General features: G+C 68.9%; 19 protein-coding genes and 1 pseudogene. 9 read left to right on the top strand and 11 right to left on the bottom strand.

Going from position 1 to position 20,934, the window contains the following annotated elements; genetic code table 11:
- Nucleotides 1-29 precede the first annotated feature (29 nt).
- Together ABZ887_RS33410 and ABZ887_RS33405 are read left to right on the top strand one after the other, a co-directional pair.
- Nucleotides 30-1,094 carry a phosphotransferase family protein gene (locus ABZ887_RS33410; RefSeq protein WP_361297629.1) on the top strand — a complete coding sequence of 355 codons (1,065 nt, stop codon included), beginning with the start codon at nucleotides 30-32 and terminating at the stop codon, nucleotides 1,092-1,094.
- The gene (locus tag ABZ887_RS33405) at nucleotides 1,091-1,834 is read left to right on the top strand and encodes an SDR family oxidoreductase (protein WP_361297626.1); all 744 of its coding nucleotides are present in this window, start codon (nucleotides 1,091-1,093) and stop codon (nucleotides 1,832-1,834) included. The genes ABZ887_RS33410 and ABZ887_RS33405 overlap by 4 nt, the downstream gene beginning before the upstream one ends.
- Before the next feature lie 268 nt (nucleotides 1,835-2,102).
- Here the strand turns inward: ABZ887_RS33405 and ABZ887_RS33400 are convergent, their stop codons facing one another.
- The 3 genes from ABZ887_RS33400 to ABZ887_RS33390 all read right to left on the bottom strand — a co-directional run bounded on the left by ABZ887_RS33400 (nucleotide 2,103) and on the right by ABZ887_RS33390 (nucleotide 6,066).
- Nucleotides 2,103-3,557, bottom strand: a complete 1,455-nt coding sequence (locus ABZ887_RS33400) for an aldehyde dehydrogenase (RefSeq protein ID WP_361297623.1) — start codon at nucleotides 3,555-3,557, stop codon at nucleotides 2,103-2,105.
- Nucleotides 3,558-4,168: 611 nt separating this feature from the next.
- Complete coding sequence (locus ABZ887_RS33395; RefSeq protein WP_361297620.1) at nucleotides 4,169-4,849, bottom strand: TetR family transcriptional regulator; 681 nt, start codon at nucleotides 4,847-4,849, stop codon at nucleotides 4,169-4,171.
- Between the two features lie 131 nt (nucleotides 4,850-4,980).
- On the bottom strand, nucleotides 4,981-6,066 hold the full coding sequence (locus ABZ887_RS33390) for an oxygenase MpaB family protein (RefSeq protein ID WP_361297617.1): 1,086 nt from the start codon (nucleotides 6,064-6,066) through the stop codon (nucleotides 4,981-4,983).
- A 225-nt stretch (nucleotides 6,067-6,291) separates the two neighbouring features.
- On the opposite strand from ABZ887_RS33390, the gene ABZ887_RS33385 reads away from it, so the two are divergent.
- On the top strand, nucleotides 6,292-6,984 hold the full coding sequence (locus ABZ887_RS33385; RefSeq protein ID WP_361297614.1) for a TetR/AcrR family transcriptional regulator: 693 nt from the start codon (nucleotides 6,292-6,294) through the stop codon (nucleotides 6,982-6,984).
- Here the strand turns inward: ABZ887_RS33385 and ABZ887_RS33380 are convergent.
- Entirely contained in the window at nucleotides 6,941-7,858 is a 918-nt protein-coding gene (locus ABZ887_RS33380; RefSeq protein WP_361297611.1) for a hypothetical protein, read from the bottom strand. The two genes, ABZ887_RS33385 and ABZ887_RS33380, sit on opposite strands and share 44 nt — an antisense overlap.
- 104 nt (nucleotides 7,859-7,962) lie before the next feature.
- Here ABZ887_RS33380 and ABZ887_RS33375 point away from each other — a divergent pair, with 104 nt between their 5' ends.
- On the top strand, nucleotides 7,963-8,541 hold the full coding sequence (locus ABZ887_RS33375) for a helix-turn-helix domain-containing protein (RefSeq protein ID WP_361297608.1): 579 nt from the start codon (nucleotides 7,963-7,965) through the stop codon (nucleotides 8,539-8,541).
- A gap of 20 nt (nucleotides 8,542-8,561) precedes the next feature.
- Here ABZ887_RS33375 and ABZ887_RS33370 read toward each other — a convergent pair whose 3' ends face one another.
- The 6 genes from ABZ887_RS33370 to ABZ887_RS33345 all read right to left on the bottom strand — a co-directional run bounded on the left by ABZ887_RS33370 (nucleotide 8,562) and on the right by ABZ887_RS33345 (nucleotide 17,316).
- Complete coding sequence (locus tag ABZ887_RS33370; protein ID WP_361297605.1) at nucleotides 8,562-11,006, bottom strand: SpoIIE family protein phosphatase; 2,445 nt, start codon at nucleotides 11,004-11,006, stop codon at nucleotides 8,562-8,564.
- A 143-nt stretch (nucleotides 11,007-11,149) separates the two neighbouring features.
- Nucleotides 11,150-12,112 (bottom strand): pirin family protein, encoded by a 963-nt coding sequence (locus tag ABZ887_RS33365; protein WP_361297602.1) that lies wholly within the window; start codon nucleotides 12,110-12,112, stop codon nucleotides 11,150-11,152.
- A gap of 43 nt (nucleotides 12,113-12,155) precedes the next feature.
- A complete protein-coding gene (locus ABZ887_RS33360) occupies nucleotides 12,156-13,826 on the bottom strand; it encodes an NAD-dependent malic enzyme (protein WP_361297599.1) in 1,671 nt (556 codons plus the stop codon).
- A 42-nt stretch (nucleotides 13,827-13,868) separates the two neighbouring features.
- On the bottom strand, nucleotides 13,869-15,608 hold the full coding sequence (locus ABZ887_RS33355) for a pyruvate dehydrogenase (protein ID WP_361297596.1): 1,740 nt from the start codon (nucleotides 15,606-15,608) through the stop codon (nucleotides 13,869-13,871).
- A 119-nt stretch (nucleotides 15,609-15,727) separates the two neighbouring features.
- Nucleotides 15,728-16,474, bottom strand: coding sequence for an Asp/Glu racemase (locus tag ABZ887_RS33350; protein WP_361297593.1), 747 nt, complete (start codon nucleotides 16,472-16,474; stop codon nucleotides 15,728-15,730).
- A gap of 29 nt (nucleotides 16,475-16,503) precedes the next feature.
- Nucleotides 16,504-17,316, bottom strand: a complete 813-nt coding sequence (locus ABZ887_RS33345; protein WP_361297590.1) for an alpha/beta hydrolase — start codon at nucleotides 17,314-17,316, stop codon at nucleotides 16,504-16,506.
- A 352-nt stretch (nucleotides 17,317-17,668) separates the two neighbouring features.
- Between ABZ887_RS33345 and ABZ887_RS33340 the strand changes: the two genes are divergently transcribed.
- Both ABZ887_RS33340 and ABZ887_RS33335 read left to right on the top strand, forming a co-directional pair.
- Nucleotides 17,669-18,478 (top strand): GntR family transcriptional regulator, encoded by an 810-nt coding sequence (locus tag ABZ887_RS33340; RefSeq protein WP_361297587.1) that lies wholly within the window; start codon nucleotides 17,669-17,671, stop codon nucleotides 18,476-18,478.
- A gap of 201 nt (nucleotides 18,479-18,679) precedes the next feature.
- Nucleotides 18,680-19,117, top strand: coding sequence for a glutaredoxin domain-containing protein (locus ABZ887_RS33335; RefSeq protein ID WP_361297905.1), 438 nt, complete (start codon nucleotides 18,680-18,682; stop codon nucleotides 19,115-19,117).
- A gap of 48 nt (nucleotides 19,118-19,165) precedes the next feature.
- Here the strand turns inward: ABZ887_RS33335 and ABZ887_RS33330 are convergent.
- Nucleotides 19,166-19,273, bottom strand: a pseudogene (locus ABZ887_RS33330) (LuxR C-terminal-related transcriptional regulator); the annotation flags it as partial.
- Between ABZ887_RS33330 and ABZ887_RS33325 the strand changes: the two are divergent.
- The 3 genes from ABZ887_RS33325 to ABZ887_RS33315 all read left to right on the top strand — a co-directional run bounded on the left by ABZ887_RS33325 (nucleotide 19,224) and on the right by ABZ887_RS33315 (nucleotide 20,928).
- Nucleotides 19,224-19,580: a hypothetical protein gene (locus ABZ887_RS33325; RefSeq protein WP_361297920.1), complete on the top strand. Its 357-nt coding sequence runs from the start codon at nucleotides 19,224-19,226 to the stop codon at nucleotides 19,578-19,580. The pseudogene ABZ887_RS33330 and the gene ABZ887_RS33325 overlap by 50 nt on opposite strands.
- Before the next feature lie 503 nt (nucleotides 19,581-20,083).
- Nucleotides 20,084-20,662 carry a helix-turn-helix domain-containing protein gene (locus tag ABZ887_RS33320; protein ID WP_361297584.1) on the top strand — a complete coding sequence of 193 codons (579 nt, stop codon included), beginning with the start codon at nucleotides 20,084-20,086 and terminating at the stop codon, nucleotides 20,660-20,662.
- Between the two features lie 101 nt (nucleotides 20,663-20,763).
- Nucleotides 20,764-20,928, top strand: a complete 165-nt coding sequence (locus ABZ887_RS33315; protein WP_361297581.1) for a hypothetical protein — start codon at nucleotides 20,764-20,766, stop codon at nucleotides 20,926-20,928.
- Nucleotides 20,929-20,934: the final 6 nt, after the last annotated feature.

Genomic DNA, 20,934 nt, shown 5'->3' with positions numbered 1-20,934 from the left:
GGACCGGCCGGAGCAGGACCGGTGACGCCATGACGCACTCGTCCTCGCCCGCGGAGACCGCCGGCACGACCGACCCACCCGGTCTCGACCTCGGTGCCGTCAGCCGATGGTTCGACGCGAACGTCCCCGGCTGCCAGGGGCCGCTGTCCGCGAGGGTGCTGCACGGCGGACGTTCCAACCTCACCTACCTCGTCTCCGACGGCCACTCACGGTGGGTCGTACGCCGTCCGCCGCTGGGCGGTCTCACCCCCTCGGCACACGACGTCGGCCGTGAGTTCCGGGTGATGTCCGCCCTCCGGGGCAGAGGGGTGGCCGTTCCCTCCGCGGCCGCCCACTGCACCGATCCGTCCGTGATCGGCGTCCCGTTCACCGTCGTGGCCTACGTCGAAGGGCGGGTCCTGCGTTCCCGTGCGGACGCCGCCGGCCTCACGCCGTACGACCTCAAGCGGTGCGCCGACGGTCTCGTGGAACAGCTGGCCCGACTGCACGCCGTCCCGTACGCCGAGGCAGGGCTCAGCGGTTGGGGGCGGCCCGACGGCTACCTGCGGCGCCAGCTCGACCGCTGGCGCACCCAGTGGGACCTCGTCGCCACCCGTCCGCTGCCCGGACTCCCGCGCCTGCACAAGGCGTTGGAGGAAACCTTGCCGACGGAGAGCGCCGCCTCGATCGTGCACGGCGACTTCCGGGTCGACAACACCATCCTCGATCCCACCGACCTGAGCCGGGTGCGCGCCGTGGTGGACTGGGAGTTGTCCACACTCGGCAATCCGCTCGCCGATCTCGGCACGTTCCTCGCCTACCGCGACCCCGCGGTCGACGCCCTGCTCGACACCCCGGCAGCCACGGCCCCGGGGTTCCCGGGGCAACTCGAACTCGCCGAGCAGTACGCCCTGCTGACCGGCCGGGACATCACGCTGTTGCCGTTCTACCTGGCGCTCGCGTACTTCAAGATCGCCGTGATCGCGGAGGGCGTCCACGCCCGCCATCTGAAGGGCGTCACGGTCGGCGACGGCTTCGCCGGCGCGGGCGACTCCGTGCCCGAACTCGTCACGGCCGGACTGGCGGCCCTCGGCCGCAGGGGTGCGGTCCTGTGACCGGCACCCGGCGGGCGGCACTGGTCACCGGTGCCTCCCGCGGCATCGGCCGCGCCATCGCACGGCGGCTCGCGCAGGAGGGATACGACCTCACCCTCACCGCCCGCGACGGCGACGCCCTGCGGGCCGCCGCCGAGGAGTTCGCCCGCCTGGGTGCGCGCACCGAGGTGGCCGCCGGCGACATGTCCGACGAGGACGGCGTACGGAGCGTGGCAGACCTCCACCGCGCGGCGTACGGGAGGCTGGACGCGCTGGTGGTCAGTGCCGGCGTCGGCTCGGCGGCACCGCTGGGCGGCTACCCGATGTATCGCTTCGACAAGCAGTTCACCGTCAACGTCCGTGCGCCGTTCGTCCTCATCGACAGCTGCCTGGACCTGCTGCGGGAGACCGTCGCCTTCTCCCCGGAAAGCGGCACGAAGATCGTGGCGATCTCGTCCATCACCGCGTCCGCGCCGGAGCCGGGACTGGCGGCGTACGGAGCGAGCAAGGCAGCACTGGTCGCGCTGTGCGAGGCGGTGAACACCGAGGTCTCCGCGGACGGGGTGGCCGCGACCGCGATCTGCCCGGGCTATGTCGACACCGACATGAGTGCCTGGATGCACGACCGCCTCGCCCCGAGCGAGATGGTGACCAGCGAGGACATCGCGGAACTCGTCCTCGCTCTCACCCGCACCTCCCGGCGCGCCGTGGTACCGCACCTGCCGGTCGTACGCGCTGGAAGCGAACTCTGGCGGGCCTGACGGTACTTGGAGCCGCGGCGCCCTTCTGGCAGTTGTCCGAAAGGTGCCGGCCGTGTGCCATGGCAATGCGGCGAGCAGCATTTTGTCGTGAGTCCCGATGTGTCCTGGCGAACACCTGTCACCTGCACTCCGAGGATTGCTGGAGGCGGACCCAAGGCTGCCCTGAGTGAACGGAAGAGTAGCCGCAGCCTGCGGGGAATCGGCGCCAGTGGCCGAACGGCAAAATGCGCCTGCCCAACTCGTGGGCAGGCGCATCGGACTCGCGTGATCAGGCCTGCAGGTAGACCGACTTCCACTGCAGGTACGCGTTCAGCCCCTCGGGGCCGTATTCGCGCCCCAGGCCGCTGGCGCCCCGGCCACCGAACGGGGCGGCGAAGTCGAAGTTGTAGCCGTTGAGGCCGATTGTGCCGGTGCGCACCCGGCGCGCGATGGCCATGCCCCGCTCCTCGTCGGAGGCCCAGACGCTGCCGCCGAGACCGAACTCGGAGTCGTTGGCGAGGGCAACCGCCTCGTCATCGGTGCTGTACGGGGTGACGGTGAGAACCGGGCCGAAGATCTCCTCGCGGGCGATGGTCATCTCCGGCCGGACGTCCGCGAAGATGGTCGGCTCCACGTACCAGCCTCGCTCGGTGTGGGCGGGACGGCCGCCGCCGGCCGTGAGCCGGGCACCTTCGGACCGGGCGGAGGCGATGTAGCCCTCGACGCGCTCACGCTGGCGGGCGGTGACGAGCGGGCCGACCGCGGTGGCGGGGTCCAGCGGGTCTCCGACCGGAAGGCCGGAGGCGAGCGCGGAGACCGCGTCGAGGACCTCGTCGTACCGGCCGGCGGGAGCGAGGATGCGGGTGCTCAGGTAGCAGGTCTGTCCGTTGTTGGCGAGCGAGGTCTCCGGGAGGCCCGCGATGGTGGCGTCCAGGTCGGCGTCGTCCAGGATGATGGCCGCGGACTTGCCGCCGAGTTCGAGGGTGACGGGGCGCAGCAGGCGTCCGCACACCTCGCCGATGGCGCGGCCGGCCGGCGTGGACCCGGTGAAGGCGACCTTGTCGACACCGGGGTGCGCGACGAGGGCCTCGCCGGCTTCGAGGCCGCCGGGCACGATGTTGAGAACGCCGGGCGGCAGACCCGCCTCGGTGGCCGCTTCGGCGAGGACGTAGGCGTCCAGGGATGTCTCCAGCGCGGGCTTGAGGACGATCGTGCATCCGGCGGCGAGCGCGGGTCCGATCTTCGTCATCGCGAGCATTTGCGGGTAGTTCCACGGCACGATCGCCGCGACGACACCGACCGGCTCTCGCCGTACGACCGTGGTGGCACCGGTGAAGGCGGGGCGACGTTCCTCCCACTCCAGCGTCCGGGCGAGGCCTGCGTAGTACCGCAGCAGCGCGGCCGGGCCGTAGGCGTTGACCAGTGGGGACATGGCGATGGGCATGCCGTTCTGGCGGCTGACCAGTCGGCCCAGTTCGTCGGCGCGGGCCTCGATGGCGTCGGCGAACCGCTCCATGGCGTCGGCGCGCTCAGCAGGGGTCGAGGCGGCCCAGGGCGCGCCGGGCGTGTCGAGAGCGCGGCGGGCGGCGGCCACCGCGGTGTGGACATCCTTCGCACCCGCGACGGGGATGTGGCCGATCCCTTCCTCCGTGGAGGGCGAGACGACGGTGTACGTCTCCGTGCTGAGCGGTTGCTGCTGCTCGCCGTCGATGTAGAGGGAGGAGATGTCTCGGTAGGTGTCCATATGGGAGTCCCTGTGATCGGCTCGGGGAAAGAAGGAGAAGGGAGCGGGTCTCAACGGGGGTGAGGCGGCCTCGGCCGGCCGAGGCCGCTGGTGGGGAACTGGTCGCCGAAACCGTGCCGGGGCGCGGATCCAGCATTTCCCGGTCTGTCGCCGTCTGTCTGCGGCCCGCTGCCGCACGGAGCGGACGTGCGGCAGCGGAGGCGTGTTCACGGTGTTCGGGGACGATCAGGGCCGTGCCGCTGTGTGGATCAGGCACGGCCAGGGCTTCCCGAACTGACCTGCGTTTGCCTCTTCAACGATTTGATCTAACGATCGTTAATGCAAGCTAGGTCAGGGGTGGGGAAGCCGTCAAGCAGTCGGACGGAATCGGGGGAGCGGCTTTCACCTGCTGCTGCGGCGACTCGCCAGAGCTGTGGGGAAAGGCGGCCCCGAGTTGGTGGCCTGAGTGGACTCGGGGCCGCGGCGCCCGGTGGACACCCGTGCTGATCCGACCCGGAGCCGCCATGGTCACGCAATTTTCGATAGTCAGTTCGATTGTGGGCCTTGCTGTCTCTGGCCGCAGGCGCCGCGCAGTCGCCATGGCGCCGGGGCGTGCGTGCGCCGCGGACCGATCACTTCGCCCGAACGCGCGGAACGGGCCGTACTCGGGCTCCCACGGTGCGCAGGGCGATCGCCACATAGCGGTCGGCGATGTCCTCGGGTGTCAGTGACCCGTCCATGCGGTACCAACCGCTGACGGCCTGGCACATGCCGAGCAGGGCCCGTGTGGTGTCGGGGGCCCGGTCGACCTCGAACAGCCCCTGTGTGACGCCCTCTTCGACGGTCTCCAGGAGGAGCTGTTCCAACTCCTTGCGCAGCGCCGCGTACTTCTTCCGGTTCTCGGGCTCCAGATAACGCAGTTCGGCGTCGAGCGCTGCCGTCGCCGCCCGATGTGTCATGTGGAGGACGATGCACTCGACGACCTGGGCGAACCGGTCCAGCACCCGCCCCTCCGCCTCCGTGTCGGCGAGCCGTGCCCGCCGCAGTACCTCGCCCATGGCGCTTTCGAGCAGTGCCACCAACAGGCCCTGTTTGTTGCCGTAGCGGTAGTAGATCATCGGCAGGCTGACCTCGGCCTGACGGGCGACGTCACGTACCGACGTGCCGTGGTAGCCGTGCTCGCGGAAGTTGTCCAGAGCAGCCACCAGGATCGGAGGGAGGGCGAGGGGCGCGAACTCGCGCCAGTCGTCGATCCGCACCTCGGGATCCGAGGTCGCCTGTTCCTTGGGCGCCGCTGGTACTTTTCCCGCCATCTACCTTCTCCTTGCCCCTGCAGCCGACAACTGGCCATAGCAGTCTAACGAACGCTAAGTCGGTCAGAGGAGGTGAATGGCGGCCGACGGAAGATTCGCAGGCAAGTACACCCTGCCAGGCCGTGCCCAGGTCAGAGCGGAAGCTCTCCGATCTGCTGGCGAGCGCCCTCGAACAACAGGTTGATTCGCTTCTGACGGTACCTCGCGCCGACCCTTTCGAGGTAACGGCGTCCGCCCGCGGTCCGATCGAGGACGGCGGAGGCGGCGAGGTTCTTCGTGACGACAGCAGGCACCATCCACGGCAGCCCCACCGGTATCCGGAGCTCCCGCATGCTCTCCTTCCCCAGGAAAAACCGCAGTATGCCGAGCAGGCGGGCACGCGCGTACCAGGAACGAAGGGGGTGCAGTCGACCACGGTCAACACGGCTTTCCCCTTCGAGGATCGCCAGGGTCAAGTCGCCACCGGCGTCCGTCTGGCCGCTCTGGGTGATGAGCACGTGATAGTTGAAGGCGTTCTGTTCGCGTTCCGTGTCGAAGAGCCAGTCCTCGTTGATCCCGAGGAGCCAGCCGACGTACTTCCACAGGTGCATGAACGCGGCGGCGTCCTCGGCGCTCACCCGCCAGCCCAGGAACCGCGTCCCCATGAGGAGGATGCTGTTGAACAGGCCGAGAGTGCTCGCCTGGTCCGTCTGGTTGATGGGGAGTCCCCAGCGCTTCGTGTCCCAGCGCCCGTTGTGCTCGTACCGGTCGTTCATGAGTGCGTGTATCAGCCGCACGTGGACGGTGAGCTTGAAGCCCTGCCCGTCGCGTCGCATCCCGCCTGCTCCGGCGACCGCGTGCGTCCAGGTCTCGGTCTCCCCGAGTCGCCGCATGGCCTTCGAGCTCGTCAGTGCGCCCGTGAGCGCCAGCAGGTCGGCGGGCCCCCCGTACCGGTAGGAGCCGATGAGGGAGAGATTCAGCAGGACGTCGGTCGACACGCGCCCCATGCGCCACAGCACGCCGGCGCCCCGCTCGACCAGCTCGAAGTCGACCCAGTCCGGCACCTCGTCGACCACGGCGAAGAACCGCACGAGTGCGTCCGGCGCGTCAGGGACGGCGTCGATCCCCTCGTCCAGTGCCTTCTTGAACTGCGCCATGGTGACGCGACCGGCCGGGTCGGTGCCGTCGGTGCGCATCGCCTGGACCAGTTCGGCGCCCAGTTCGTCACGCTCGTACAAACGGCGGCCTATCAGGTCGAGCAGCTTTTCGTCGATCTGCTCGACGCCGGCTACGCGGTGCAGGATCTTGCCATGACGGGTACTCCGCTCCGGAGCTTCGCGGAAGCGCTGAGGATATGGCGATGCTGCTCGAGTGTCTTGTGCGGGGAGTGAGGGAGATGTCATGCTCGAAATGCTGACACGAATATTTACTCGCGTTCAATTCGCGTTTTAGGGATGAGAGCCGTGACCTCCAAGACGCATCGCGCTACCAGGCGCGCACCCAAACAGGACCGATCTCGGGCCATGGTCGAGCGGATTATCGCGGCTGGTCGCGAGGTCCTGGTGGAGCGCGGGTACGAGGGAGCCAGCACCAGCCGTATCGCTGCCAAGGCGGACATCAGTCCCGGTTCCCTCTACCAGTACTTCCCTGACAAGGAGGCCATCCTTGCCCAGGTGCTCGACCGGTACACCGAGCGGCTGAACCGTCGCATAGCTGACGCGTTCGTGGCCAACCTCGACACCGCCGACAGTGTGCGCGCCACTGTCGAGGCCATCCTGGACGTTCTGGAGACCGACGTCGGCCTGCTCCGCGTGGTCTACGAGCAACTACCTCGTAAAGCCAACACCCAACGGGCCGAATGCATGCGACGCATCGACGACCTCGTGAGCACCTCGCTGTTGTTCAGGCACCCCCGCTCGGTGAGGCAGGTGGATGCGGCCGCCTGGATCATGGTGCGCGCCGTGGAGTCCGTGGCGGTCGGGTACATCCTGGAAGCGCCGCCCGTCAGCCGCGATGCGATCATCTCCGAACTCACCCACCTCGTCGCGGGTTACCAAGCCGGTCTGGTGGCCTCGAGCAGCCGGACCGTACTGGTCGCCGGAGCGCCGCGTCTCAAAGGGGTGCCCGAGATCTACGGTGTCCCGTTCCTTTCCTAGCGGGCTTGGGCTTGCCGTGTGCCGTGTGGCCCTCTCTCCGCCGTCGCGAGACGCCGAGTTCGAGTGGGTGGCTTCGACCGGGCGTGGCGCGTCGTCGATGGTCGGTCCCGCCGTCACCCGGCGTCGGGCAGCGTGTGCAGGCCTGCGTCCGGAGTTTCAGATCGTTGACGAGGTTGTTGCGGACGAGGACCTGCTCAAGGCCCGGGGGTAGCCGGCAGTGACCTTCCGGCCCGGAACGGTCGTACACCTCGCGCTTGTCGACGGGCTTGCCGGTGTGCTCGTCGGTGAATCTGCCGCCGGTGTTGAGTGTGACGGACATCGCGTCGTCGACGACGATCCGGCCCTTCTTGGCGATCAGGAAGGGTTGAGGGGGGCGTTGCCCCAGTTGTGGTTGTGGTCGTCGATGCCGCGGAGCGTCACGTCGACACCGTCGAGGGTGAGCGTCGCCTCCACCGTGCTCACCGGGACCGGCGCGACCCAGCCCAGCAGCTTCTCGCCGGCGCCCCGGCTGTACTTCGTGTAGGTCGACCGAGAAGGGGTTCGCGGCGATCCGTACGTCGCAGCGGTCCCCGGACGCCGAGAACTGGTCCGGGGAGAACGTCAGCCGGCGCTCGTTAGTGGTGCCGTCGGGTCGCTCCAGATCGATCCCGATCACGGGAGTCAGTGGCAGTGTGGGGGCGAGCATCGGCTTCGTGTAGAAGGTGATCACCAGCGCCGAGCCGTCCTCCAGGTGGGTGTCGAAGTACCACCACTCGTAGGTGGTGTCGCCCGGATCGGTGCGCAGGTCGTCTTCCGGCGGTTTGACGGCGTGCTTCTCAAGGCCGAGGGGACGGGGTGTCGGCCAGGTAGGCCCGCACTGGTCTTCCTCCAGCATCGACTGTACGGTCGTTAAGTGGCGGCATGTTCGAACGCTTTACGGTCGGAAAGTGATATGCTTAACGTTCGTATAGTTGAATTGCGGGAACAAGTGGTGGTTCGGTGAACGTTGCGGAGCGGTCGAGAGAGAGGATCGCCCAAGTTGCCCTCGATCTGTTCGTCGCGAACAGCTACGAGGGAACCTCCCTACAGATGATCGCGTCCCTGTTACGTATCACGAAGCCCGCGATCACCTATCACTTCGGCTCCAAAGAGGATTTGCTGGCGGCCGTGGCGGAACCTGCCTTCGTGGATGCGGAGAAGTATTTCCACTCGCTGGAGCGGCAGCCGGCGAGTGCGGCCCGCAGACGCGAAGCACTGTCCGGCTATGTCGATCTGCTGGTGAAGCACCGGAGCCTGATGGTCTTTCTTCTCCAGGACGCCGGAGTGGTGCGAAACCGGGCCTTGAAGGAGAGGGTGACCCGCCTCGCCGAACGGCTGATGCAGGCGTTCGTCCGGGATCCTGCCGACACCGGCGAGCGCGTGTACATCGCCGCCGCACTCGGCGGTCTGCGGAGCGCCACCGCCGCCTTCCCCGAGCTCTCGGACTCCGAGCTGCATACGCACCTGCTGGAGGCCGGCCGACGCATGCTGTCCCGCCCCGCCCGGCGGTCCCCGGCGCCGGCGGACCCGCCGGCGTGAGCCCGGTGCGGTGACCCGCGCTATGCCGACGGGCTCGCCCGAGCAGGTTGAGGAAGGGTTTGTTCGGCCCAGATCGTCTTGCCGCGGGCGGTGTGGCGGGTGCCCCACCGGTCGGCCAGCTGGGCCACCAGGAGCAGTCCGCGACCGCCCTCGTCGAACACCCGGGCACGGCGCAGGTGCGGTGATGTGTTGCTGCCGTCCGTGACCTCGCAGATCAGGGCACGGTCGCGGATGAGACGGAGCTGAATGGGCTCCTCGCCGTAGCGGATCGCGTTGGTGACCAGCTCGCTCACCACGAGCTCCGTGACGAAAGACGCCTCCTCCAATCCCCACTCGGTCAGCCGCTCCACGGCCTGCCTGCGGACGGTGGCCACGGCGGCCGGGTCGGCGGGCACATCCCACGTGGCGACCTGGGAGGCGTCCAGGGCGCGGGTCCGGGCCAGGAGCAGAGCGACGTCGTCGACCGGCCGACTGGGCAGAAGAGCGGCCAGCACCTTGTCGCACAGGTCTTCCAGAGGCTGGTCCTGCGTGCTCAGAGCGGTGCGCAGCCGTGCGCTCCCCGCCTCGACGTCACGATCGGCGGCATCGATCAGACCGTCGGTGTAGAGGGCGAGAATGGTGCCCTCCTGCAGGTCCAGGACAGCCGTCTCGAAAGGCAGCCCGCCGATGCCCAGGAGCGGACCCGCGGGGACCTCGGGAAATTCGGCGGTACCGTCCGGGTGGACCAGCACCGGTGGCGGATGCCCCGCCCGCGCCAGAGTGCAGCGGCGCGAGACGGGGTCGTAGACCGCGTACAGGCACGTGGCGCCCACCTCGCTCGCCGACTCCCCACCAGCGCCCGCGGCCTCCCCCTCCGCCGCCTGGTCCAGGCGCAGCACGAGATCGTCGAGGTGAGTGAGGAGCTCGTCGGGCGGCAGGTCCACGTCGGCCAGGGTGCGGACCGCCGTCCGCAGGCGGCCCATCGTGGCGGAGGCCTGGATCCCGTGGCCGACGACGTCGCCGACCACCAGTGCGACCCGCGCTCCGGACAGCGGGATGACATCGAACCAGTCGCCGCCTATGCCGGCCTCCGATCCGGCCGGCAGATATCTGCCGGCCATCTCGACCGCCGCCTGTCTGGGCGGACGCTGTGGGAGCAGATTGCGTTGCAGCGCGATCGAGGTGTTTCTCTCACGGGCGTAGCGGCGCGCGTTGTCCACGCAGACCGCGGCCCGAGCCGTGATCTCCTGCGCCAGCAGCAGATCGTCGTCGTCGAAGGGTTCGGGCGTGCGATGGCGGGTGAAGAAGACGAAGCCCAACGGGGTCCCGCGTGCCCTCATCGGAACCAGCAGGAACGAATGGATTCCGTACTCCGCCATCTTCGCCACCAGGTCGGGACGCTCGCGGAGCCATTCGGGAGCCGTCTCCGGGCTCGCGTCGTAGCGAGCGGCGATGCCCGCGGCCAGCGCGTCCGCCAGCGGTGAACCTTCGGGGAAGTGGCTCAGTTCGCCCGGCTGGAACCTGGCCTCCGGACAGCCTTCCAGAATCGAACGATTGGCCGCGCGGCGCATCGCGGTGGCATCCGCCGGCCAGCCGGGTTTGGCCTCCTCGCCGCTGTAGACGGGATCGAGCAGGTCCACTGCGGCGAAGTCGGCGAACCGCTCGACGGCCAACTCCGCCAGTTCCTCAGCCGTACGCACGACCTCCAGGGTGGACCCGATCCGGACGCTCGCCTCGTTCATCACATCCATTCGACGTCGGGCCCGGGCCGCGTCGGTGATCTCCCGCGCGATGGTGGAGGCGCCGTACACCCGGCCGGCGGGGTCCTTGAGCGGCGTCGTGAGCAGGGACCATGTGTGCGGTCGCGCGTGCTCGGTCGCGCGCGCCACCACCTCCTGGCACACCGGTGCACCGGTGTGGACCGCCTCGCCCACCGCCTTCGTCAGGTCGTGGTGCAGCGGCCCTGCGCCGAGTTCGTCGGTACGGTGGCCGATCACGTCGCCCGGTCGCAGGTCCAGCAGCCGGAGCGCCTCGGCGTTGGCGCAAGTCACCCGTGCTTCCGTGTCATGAAGCAGCAGAGCGACAGGAAGCTGGGGGAACGACCGTTCCAGCAAGCCGTCTCCGCCGTCAGCCGTCGGGGCCGGAGGACTGCTCAGCAGCCAGATCCAGCTCGTCTCTCCTCGGATGTCCCACTGGGGAACGGCATGGACGCGAACGCTGACCCGGCTGCCGTCGGCCCGGCTCAGCGGCATCGTGGCCGTCCAGTCCATCCGCCTGGCCAGGCCGTCTTCGGCGGCGGGCGGGAGGGGCGCGGCCAGCAGGTCGGTGGCCGGACGTCCCAGGACCCCGTCGGCCTCATAGCCGAGCAGCTGCGCGGCCTCGGCGTTCCAGGCGCTCACCAGGCCGCGGGCATCCAGGGGCACCGCGGCAGTGCCTTGTACACCACCGTCGCCGTGATCGTCGTGCCAGCAGACCTCGTTGTCCATGACAGCTCACTTCGGCATGACACGGGCGAAGCCGTGCTCGGCACACGGTCGCCGATGTCCCCATCCCAGAATCGTGCTTCACACGTCTCGCGACAACCCGTTGCACAGCCCGACGGGGCTGCCCGGTCGAGGCAGCCCCGACGTCAGGCCGCCGAAGCGGGGATCACTCCCATCCGGCCGCTCTGGTAGTCCTCGATGGCCTGGTTGATCTCCTCGTGGGTGTTCATCACGAACGGTCCGTAGGCCGCCAGCGGCTCCCCCAGCGGTCGGCCCCCCAGGAGCAGCACCTCCATCTCGCCGGTGCGGTTGACCTGGCGGTCACCGGCCGTCACCGTCAGTGTCTCGCCCGCTCCGAAGTAGGCGATCTGCCCCTCGACCGCCGGTCGCCGCTCGGCTCCGAACGAACCCCGCCCGGACAGGACGTACGCCATGGCGGAGAAGTCCGGCCGCCACGGCACGCGAAGCCGGGCTCCCGGTGCGATCGAGGCATGGGCGAGGGCGATCGGGGTGTGCGTGACGCCGGGGCCGCGGTGACCGGCGACCTCGCCGGCGATGACGCGTACCAGTGCGCCACCGTCCCCGGAGGTCAGCAGCGACAGCCGGGAGCCCCCGATGTCCTGGTAGCGCGGGGCGGTCATCTTGAGCGTGCTCGGCAGGTTCACCCACAACTGCACGCCCTGGACGACACCGCCCTCCATGACCAGCCGTTCCGAGGGGCTCTCGTGGTGCTGGACACCGGCGCCCGCCGTCATCCACTGGGTGTCGCCGCCTCGGATGACTCCTCCGCCGCCGTGTGTGTCCTCGTGCTCGATCTCGCCGTCGATCAGGTAGGTAACGGTCTCGAAGCCGCGGTGTGGGTGCCAGGGGCGCCCTTTCGCCGTCCGCGGCTCCACGACGGTGTCGGCGCGGTGGTCGAGCAGGAGGAAGGGGTCGGCCATCCGCATGCCCGCGCCGGGGATGGGGAACACCCGGCGGACGCCGAAGCCCTCTGTGGGCGCCTCGTCCACACCGGTCTTGAGGTGGGCGACCGGGCGGTCCGCGGCGATGCCGTCCAGGTCCGGGATGCGGGGCAGGACCAGTAGGTCCGGAGCGGTTACCGCGGGCATGAGAACCTCCCGTGAGCACGCGAGTGGAAGCTGGTCGGCGCCGTCATGACGTGGCCGCCACGACGCCGTAGCGGGGGGTCCACCGAGTCAAGGCGATGGCCTCGCGCAGTTCCTGCTCGGTCGCCTTCGGTGCCACGCCGTCCTCGACCGCAGCGAGTGCGGCGGCCAGCGCGATGTCCCGGGCCGCCTCCCGCATGCCGGCGAGCGGCGGCAGCAGCCGGGCCGGTCCTTCACCGGCGTCCTGTGCCCCTGCGGCACACCGGGCGACGGCGCGGGCGGCCGCGACCAGCATCCGGTCGGTGACCCGGGTCGCGCGGCTCGCCGTCACCGCGAGCCCGATGGCGGGGAAGACGTACACGTTGTTCGCCTGGGCCACCGGCACCTCCTGCCCGTTCACCAGCAGCGGCGGGAACGGCGAGCCGGTGGCGATCAGCGCCCTGCCGTCTGTCCAGCGGGCGAGGTCGGCCGGATCGGCCTCGGCGTGCGAGGTCGGGTTGGAGAGCGGGAAGATGATCGGCCGCTCGCAGGCCGACGCCATCTGCCGGACGATCTCCTCGGTGAACGCGCCGTGCGCCGTCGACAGCCCGATCAGGGCGGTGGGCGCGATGCGGCGTACGGTCTCGGCGAGGCTCGTGCCGTTCCAGCCCACGGCCTCGGTGTCCTCGCGCGCGTACACGCGTTGTTCGTCCGTCAGGCCGGTGCGAGAGCGGGTCAGCAGGCCGTCGATGTCCACGACCCAGAAGCGCCCGGCGGCCTCGGCCGCCGACAGGCCCTCGTCGATCATGGCCGTCCGGATCATGTCGGCGACGCCGATGGCGGCGGAACCGGCGCCGAGCACCACCAGACGCTGCTCGGGCAGCGGCGTACCGGCCACGGACGCGGCGGTGGACAGGGCGCCGAGCGCCACCGCGGCTGTGCCCTGGATGTCGTCGTTGAAGGTGAGCAGTCGGTCGCGGTAGCGGGTGAGGATGGGGCGCGCGTGCGGGGTGGCGAAGTCCTCCCACTGAAGCAGCGTGCCGGGCAGCTCCGCCTCGACGGCCGAGACGAACGCCTCGATCATCTCGTCGTAGTCGTCTCCGGTGAGGCGGTGTTCGCGCCTGCCGAGGTAACGCGGGTCGGCGAGCAGTTCCTCGTTGTCCGTGCCGACGTCGAGGAGGACCGGCAGAGTACGGGCGGGGTCGATGCCGCCGATGGCGGTGTAGAGGCTGAGCTTGCCGATCGGTATGCCCATGCCGCCGACACCCTGATCGCCCAGGCCGAGGATGCGCTGCCCGTCGGTGACGACGATGACGTTCACGTCCTCGTCGCCGTGCGGACGATTGCGCAGGATCTCGCGGAATCTGTGCCGGTCCTCCCAGGAGAGGTACAACCCGCGGGGCCGACGGTAGATCGAGCTGAAGCGGCGGCAGGCCTCACCGACGGTCGGGGTGTAGATGACCGGCAGCAGCTCTTCCAGGTGGTCGGTCACCAGGCGGTAGAAGAGGACTTCGTTGGTGTCCTGGAGCTGCCGCAGGTAGATGTGCCGGTTCAGCGCCTTGTCGTAGTCGTGGAACGCCTCGTAGGCGCGGCTGACCTGTTCGTCGAGGGTTTCCACGGCGGGTGGCAGCAGGCCGTCGAGGCCGAGGTCGGCCCGTTCGCGTGGGCTGAAGGCCGTCCCCTTGTTGCGGAGTGGGTCGGCGAGGATCGTGGCGCCCTGGGCGTGGGGGTCGGTCATTGCTCGTTCCATGAGGGTCGAGGACGATGGGGAGGGTACGGATCAAGGCCGCGGAATATTGCGCAGGTTGGCCCTGGCCAGGTCCAGCATCTTTCCCACGCCTCCATTGAGTACCGTCCGTCCGGCGGAGAAGGCGAAGCCCTTCACGTGCTCGCCGCTGATGTGCGGGGGGATCGACAGCGCGTTGGGGTCGGTCACCAGGTCCACCAGGCACGGCCCGTCGTGAGCCAGCGCCTCCTTGAGAGCGGCGCGGATCTGCCCGGGTTCCTCGACGCGGATGGCGTGGATCCCGATGGCCTGGGCGATGGCGGCGTAGTCGACAGGCTCGTGGTCGGTCTCGTGGTCGGGCAGGCCGTCGGCCATCATCTCCAGCTTGACCATGCCGAGCGAGGAGTTGTTGAAGACGATGGTCTTCACCGGCAGGTCGTGGAGTTTGACCGTGAGCAGTTCGCCCATGAGCATGCCGAGTCCGCCGTCCCCGGACATCGAGATCACCTGTCGGTCGGGGTAGGCGAACTGCGCGCCGATCGCGTGCGGCAGTGCGTTGGCCATCGTGCCGTGCAGGAACGAACCGATCACCCGGCGGCGCCCGCTGGGCGTGATGTACCGGGCCGCCCACACGTTGCACATGCCGGTGTCCACCGTGAACACGGCGTCGTCGTCGGCGAGTTCGTCCAGGATCGCGGCCGGGTACTCCGGATGGATCGGCACGTGGCGATCGACGTTGCTGGTGTAGGCGGAGACGACGTTCTCCAGGGACTTCGTGTGGCGCCGCAGCATCCGGTCCAGGAACGAGCGGTCCTGCTTGCGGTCGACCAGCGGCAGCACCGTGCGCAGCGTCTGCCCGACGTCGCCGTGCACACCCAGTTCCAACGGCGTGCGCCGCCCGATCCGCCCCGCGTCGTGGTCGATCTGCACGGTGCGGGCCTGCGGCAGGAAGTCGTCGTACGGGAAGTCGGTGCCGAGAAGCAGCACAAGGTCTGCCTCGTGCATCGCGTCGTAACAGGCGCCGTAGCCCAGCAGCCCGCTCATGCCGACGTCGTACGGGTTGTCGTACTGGATCCACTCCTTGCCGCGCAGGCTGTGGCCGACCGGCGCGTTCAGCCGGGCCGCGAGTTCCATGACCTCGTCGTGCGAGCCCTGGACGCCGGCGCCGCAGAAGAGCATGACCTTCTCGGCGGCGTTGAGCTTCGCGGCGAGATCCCAGACCTGCTCGGTGGGTGCTGTGACCCGGCCGCGGGTGGTGACGAAGTTGCTTGATCCGGTGGGGTTGTCGGCGGGGGCGTGGGCCAGGTCGCCGGGCATGACCAGCACGGAGACACCGTTGTCGGCGATGGCGCGCTGTACGGCGATCCGCAGCACCCGGGGCATCTGGGAGGGCTGGCTGACCATCTCGCAGTATGTACTGCACTCGGTGAACAGCCGCTCGGGGTGGGTCTCCTGGAAGAAGCCGGTGCCGATCTGCTTCGAGGGGATGTGCGAGGCGAGTGCGAGCACGGGAGCGCCGGAGCGGTTGGCGTCGTACAGGCCCTGGATCAGGTGGGTGTTGCCCGGTCCGCAGCTGCCGGCACAGACGGCGAGGCGTCCGGTGAGCTGGGCCTCGGCTGCCGCGGCGAACGCCGCCGCCTCCTCGTTGCGTACGTGGACCCACTCGATGCCGTCGGTACGGCGGATGACGTCCACGATGGGGTTGAGGCTGTCGCCGACGACGCCGTAGATCCGCTCCACCCCGGCTTGTAGCAGCACGTCCACGAACTGCTGCGCCACGGTCGGGTTGCGCATTGCGTTTCTCCTCGGGAGTTCTTGCATGACGAAGGGGGTGGGGACGGGGATGCGTACGTCGTGCGGATGCGGTGGGGAGCGGGAAGGAGGGCCGGGCACGTCGGTGCCCGGCCCAGGGGTCAGCTCTTCTTGAAGAGTGCGCCGGCGTCGTCGGCCACGGTTTCCAGGCCGAGGGTGCGCAGGAGTTTCCAGGAGGTGGCGGCTGCTGCAGTCACGATGGGCAGGCCGAGGCGCTTTTCGGCGGCGGGGATGGCGGGCAGGGAGGGCATCTGGACGCAGGCGGAGAGGACGACGGCGTCCACGCCGCGGGTGTCGAGGTCGGTGGCGATGTCGGGGAGGCGGGAGGGGTCGAGGCGGCCGACGGCGAGGTTGTCGTCGACTTCGAGGCTGATGGAGTCCTGGACCTCGATGCCCTCGGACTCGATGTAGCCGGCGACGAGTGCGGTGAGGGGTTTCATGTAGGGGGTGACGATGGAGACTTTGCGGGCGCCGAGGTGGTGCAGGCCTTCGACCAGTGCGCCGGCGCTGGAGAGGACGTCCACCGCGCAGCCGTTGTCGGCGGCGGTGCGGGTGAGGTCTTCTTCGATGCCGCGGTGTACGCCGTTGCCCTGGGACATGATGGCGACGAGGCAGGCGTAGGCCATGACCTCGACCTGGGCGTCGGCGAGTTCCACGGTGGCCCGGCCGGCGTCGGCGTTCATGGCGGCCAGTTCGCTCTTTTCCACGGTCTTCATCCGCATGCGGCTGGCGTGGAAGGTGAACTGATCACCCGTCAGCTCGCTCTGGCGGCGGAGGATCTCGGGGATCTCCGTCTCCATCGTGGTGTTGGAGCTTGGTACCAGCAGGCCGATCCGGTGACTGGACATGGCTTTCCTTCGGGATGGTTGAGGGCCGGTCAGGCCGTGAGGAGCAGGTTCTCCAGGAGGGGCCAGACGGACTCGGGATTCTGCAGGTGGGGGTAGTGGCCCGCACCGGCCAGGACGGTTGCCTCGGAGTGCGTTTTGAGCAGGTCGGACGGCGGGCACAGCGGATCGTGCTCGCCGGCGGCCAGCAGGACTTTCCGGGCCCGGGACGCGGCGAGCAGGCCGGGCAGATCGGGTGCTCCGACCCCTAGGGACGCGGGGTCGGTCACGGTCTCCCACTGATCCCCGTCGCCGATCACGAGGCGGTCGCACAGCGGCGACGCGGGGTCGACGGCGTCACCCATGGCGGCGACCGCGAGGACGAATCGCACGGCGTCGTCATGGGTGGGAAACACCGGTGCCGGTGCTGCCGCCGCGGCCGCCGTCATGGCCAGCTCGTCATCGGTCCACAGGGGCTTGGTGCCGATCGCGCAGACGGTGGACACGTCGATGCCGAACCATCCGCTGGCCAGGGTCAGTGCGACCGCGCCGCCGAGCGAGTGCCCGAGGACGTGCACCGGCGTGCCCGGCGTGACGTGTTCGGCCACGGCCTGCGCGACATGCGCGGCCATCCTGCCGTAGCTGTAGTGGGACAGCCGGGTGGAGCGGCCGTGGCCGGGCAGGTCCGGGACGACCCAGTTGCCCGGCCAGCGCTCCGCCAGGATGCTTTCGAGGCCGTACCAGACGTCGCCGTTCCCCAGCCCGCCGTGGAGCATCACCAGCACGGGTCCCTCCGGGCAGCCTGAGCGGCGGAGGTACAGGCCGCTCTGGGAGGCGGCCCTGCCCGGCAGAGCGTCGGATGTCATCGTGGAGTCTCCCTACGGGCGCTGAACGTGGTCGAGGTAGCTGAGACGGGTCGGCGGGGGCGAGAGACGGCTCCTTGTTGATGTGGCTGGCCGAGACGACCTCCCCCGCCAGCAGGTCCGCTGGGGGGGAGCAGCAGGTTGGGAATGTGGCACCTGCTCTGTGCGGTAACGGCGGGTCCTCGCATGGGCGACAGGGGGTAGCGATCTCGGGTGGGTATGCAGACTGGTCCTGGCGAGGACAGCGCTTGAAAACCTCGAATCACATATTCATAGAGGAAAGATGGAAAGTCAAGCGAGGGTCGGTCATAATGGCGTGAGAAACTTGAGCACCCGATCAGGAGAGGCCGTGTACATGCCGAACGAGTCCGCTGCCGCCGACACCCCGAGTCCGGCGGTGGACGACGGTGACGTCCTGAACCCGGACGTCCCGATGCAGCAGCAGATCTACCGGCAGTTGCGCGCCGAGATCGTCGACGGCCTGTGGGTCGGTCGGACGGACTTCCCCGGGGAGCGTGAACTCGCCGAGCGATTCAACGTGAGCGTGGTGACCGCCCGTACTCCTCTGGAGCGCCTCGGCGAAGAGGGGCTCGTGGAGCGCGGCCGCGGTAAGCGCCCCCGTGCCGTCTACGTTCCGACGGGCCACGAGGCCAGCGGCGGTCTCCCTGTCTTCTATCCCGAGGAGGAAGGGTCCGAGTACGGGTACGAGCTCCTTGAGGTCGGTGTGTGCGTCGTTCCCGCGGAGGCCTGCCACCTGTTCGGACTGCCGGCGGGAAGTCGGCTCTGGCAGTGCGTCCGACTCCGGGTCTTCGAGGGTGTCCCCCACCTGGTGTCGCACAATGTCCAGCTGCCCGAAGTAGGTCAGCGCCACAGCCTGGAGGACCTGAGGGCCAAGCCGATGATGTCGATCCTGAGCGCGGAGGGAATCGATGTCACCACCATCCGCAGACGGCTCTACGCCGGCACCCCACCGCCCATCGTCTCCCGGCACCTCGGTCTCTATCTCGACTCGCCGGTGTCCGTGTGTGTCATGACGCTGCACGACGAGAACGGCGAACCCATCGAGTGGATAAGGTCGTACGTTGACCCGAAACTGCCCGTCGGTGAGGAAGTCCGGGACGTTCACAAGGGGTACTGGACCATCCCCATGCGCGGGGCGAACTGACCGAGAGCGCCGCTCACGAGAGGTGCGAGTCCGGTAGTAGCTCGGGGTATCAGCCGGGATCAGGTCGGTGAGTGGTCCGACGACGCTGTACGACGAGAAGCCGCGACGCGGGCCCGCCAAGACCAGCCGCAGCCAGGGCTCAGTGATGTTCCCGCAGGCTAGGTGCGAGAGTATTTCTGCTCGTTGGTAGCCTCGGTCGCCATGATGTGCGCTTGGATCCTGCCGATGCTGCTTGTGCTCTGCGGCGTGGCCGTCGCGACCGGGCTGATCGTCGGGGGGAACTCGGACGCAGCCGTGGTGGTCCTGGTGGTGTTCCCGCTTTTCGCATGCGTCAACTCGCCCCTGATCTTCCCGAGGTCGATCGGTGCCCAGGAGGCACAACGTCGCAGCGCACTCGACGGCCGGCCGGTCGTCTTCTGGCGACCGGGCTGCGCGTACTGCATGCGGCTGCGCATCCGGCTGGGCCGCAACGCCCACCGGCTGCATTGGGTCAACATCTGGCGTGACCCCGCCGGAGCCGCCGTGGTGAGGGCGGCCAACGACGGCAACGAGACCGTGCCGACGGTAGTTGTGGCGGGTCGGCCGCATACCAACCCCGATCCCGAATGGGTGCGCGAACGGCTCTCGCCTTCGGCCTGACGAGAAGCTGTGCGCCGCCGCAGGCCGATGGACGTGGGGGAGACAAGCTCACACCGGGCGGACGAGCCTGGTGTCGTAGGCGAATATGGCGGCCTGGACTCGGTCCTTGACGCCGATCTTGGAGAACACCCGGCTGACATGTGATTTGACGGTGGACGGCCGGTGCGTGACCAAGTGGACCAACCCGGTCAAGATGAGGAGCGTTCCCGTCCTGTCCACGTCCACCGGCCTGATCTACGGTTCGGCCCAGGACCCCGAGCTGGCCGCCGACGGGACCTACGTCTGGTATGCCGAAGCCATCGACTTCCGTACCGGCAAGACGGTATGGAAGAAGCGCGTCGGCGCCGGCGGCAGTTACAACGACGTCGGCATGATCCTCGTACTCGGCCCGGACGGAACGCTCTACGACAGCGTTCGCGACGGCGTAGTGGCTGTGAAGGACAGTCGTGAACGACCGAGCTGAACTTCGGTCCTCCGCGTGAATTCTGGTCATGGCTGTCGGGCAGGTTCTGGGTGAACCGCATCAAGGCGCCGGATCTGGTCCCTGCCAAACCATCGGTCCCTGAGCCAGCCCGGTCCGCACAGATACGGGCCAGAAACAGCGATCATCCGCTCCAAGACGCTCAGTCCCGTTGGGATCGGCTGTCCGAGGCTGCTGCAGAGGCGTTCCTGACGGGCGGCGACCAGGCCGCGCCAGCGGGCACGGCCGAGCTGGACCATGCCTGACCAGTGGAAATCAAGTGATCCTGCTCGGTTGGGATTCGGCTTCTGAGTCTCTCCTGTGTACCGCCGACCCGCTGGCCGGGGAGCGTCGGTGCGCCTCTGGTCCAGTGGCGCAGGACGGGCACCGGGGCGCACCGGGCCTGTCGTCTCTCGATGCCGCCCTGGCCTCCCTGTCGCTGGTGCGGGTCTCGGCCGGGCGGCCGCAGAGATCACTCCGTGCGACGGCCGTACTATCCTGTACGGATGCTGGAACGTCGTACCCAGGCCGAGCGCCGGAGTGACTCACAGGCCCGACTGGTGGCGGCCGCGATCCACCTTCTGGGCACTCGGGGCTATGCGGGCGCGTCCCTCGCGGAGATCGGCAAAGCGGCCGGACTCAGCCGTGGACTGGTCAATCACCACTTCGGCTCGAAGGAAGCCTGTATGCGCGCGGTGGTGACGGCGATCCGTGAGAGGGCGCGGACGCACCTCTCCAGCGACCTGCGAGGAGTGGCCGCGCTGGATGATCTCTTCGACGTCTACTTCGGCGGCCTCGCTGACCGCGACGACCCCAGTGCGCGGGCGTTGTACGTGCTGCTGGTCGAGGGGATCACGGCGACCCCCGGCCTGCGTGACGCCATCGCCGAGACGAACATGGTGGTGCGGCAGCTGATCGTGGAGATGATCGGCGACGAAGCCGCTGATCCGGAGGCCGCCGCGGTGGTGGTGGAAGGGATCCTCAGAGGGGTCGCGCTCCAGTGGCTGGCCGACCCCGACGGTGTCGAACTGGCTGCGGCCGCCGACGCGGCGAAGGCTGCGGTGCGCGGACTGTTGGCCGCCTGACCTCATCGACGGGTATCCGGAGCAGGAGTTTGGGCAAGATACTTGTCGAACGTTCAGCGAGTTTGTTTAACTGAGGGCCCCTGCTACCAGAGGTGGTCAATGTGGACGATCTCGAACCCCTTGCCCTGGCCGAGCGACGTGACGAGCCGCTGCTCGTCGCCGGCAACAGATTGCATCCGTTAGCCCCGTCGACGGAGTCGCCGTACGCGATCGAGGCGGTCGGGAACGTGCATGTGATCGATCCGATGCTGCGGGGCGCCGTGTAGCCGGGA

The organism is Streptomyces sp. NPDC047061 (genome assembly GCF_040643955.1).
GTDB lineage: Bacteria > Actinomycetota > Actinomycetes > Streptomycetales > Streptomycetaceae > Streptomyces.
This window is presented reverse-complemented; position numbering and strand designations above follow the sequence as displayed.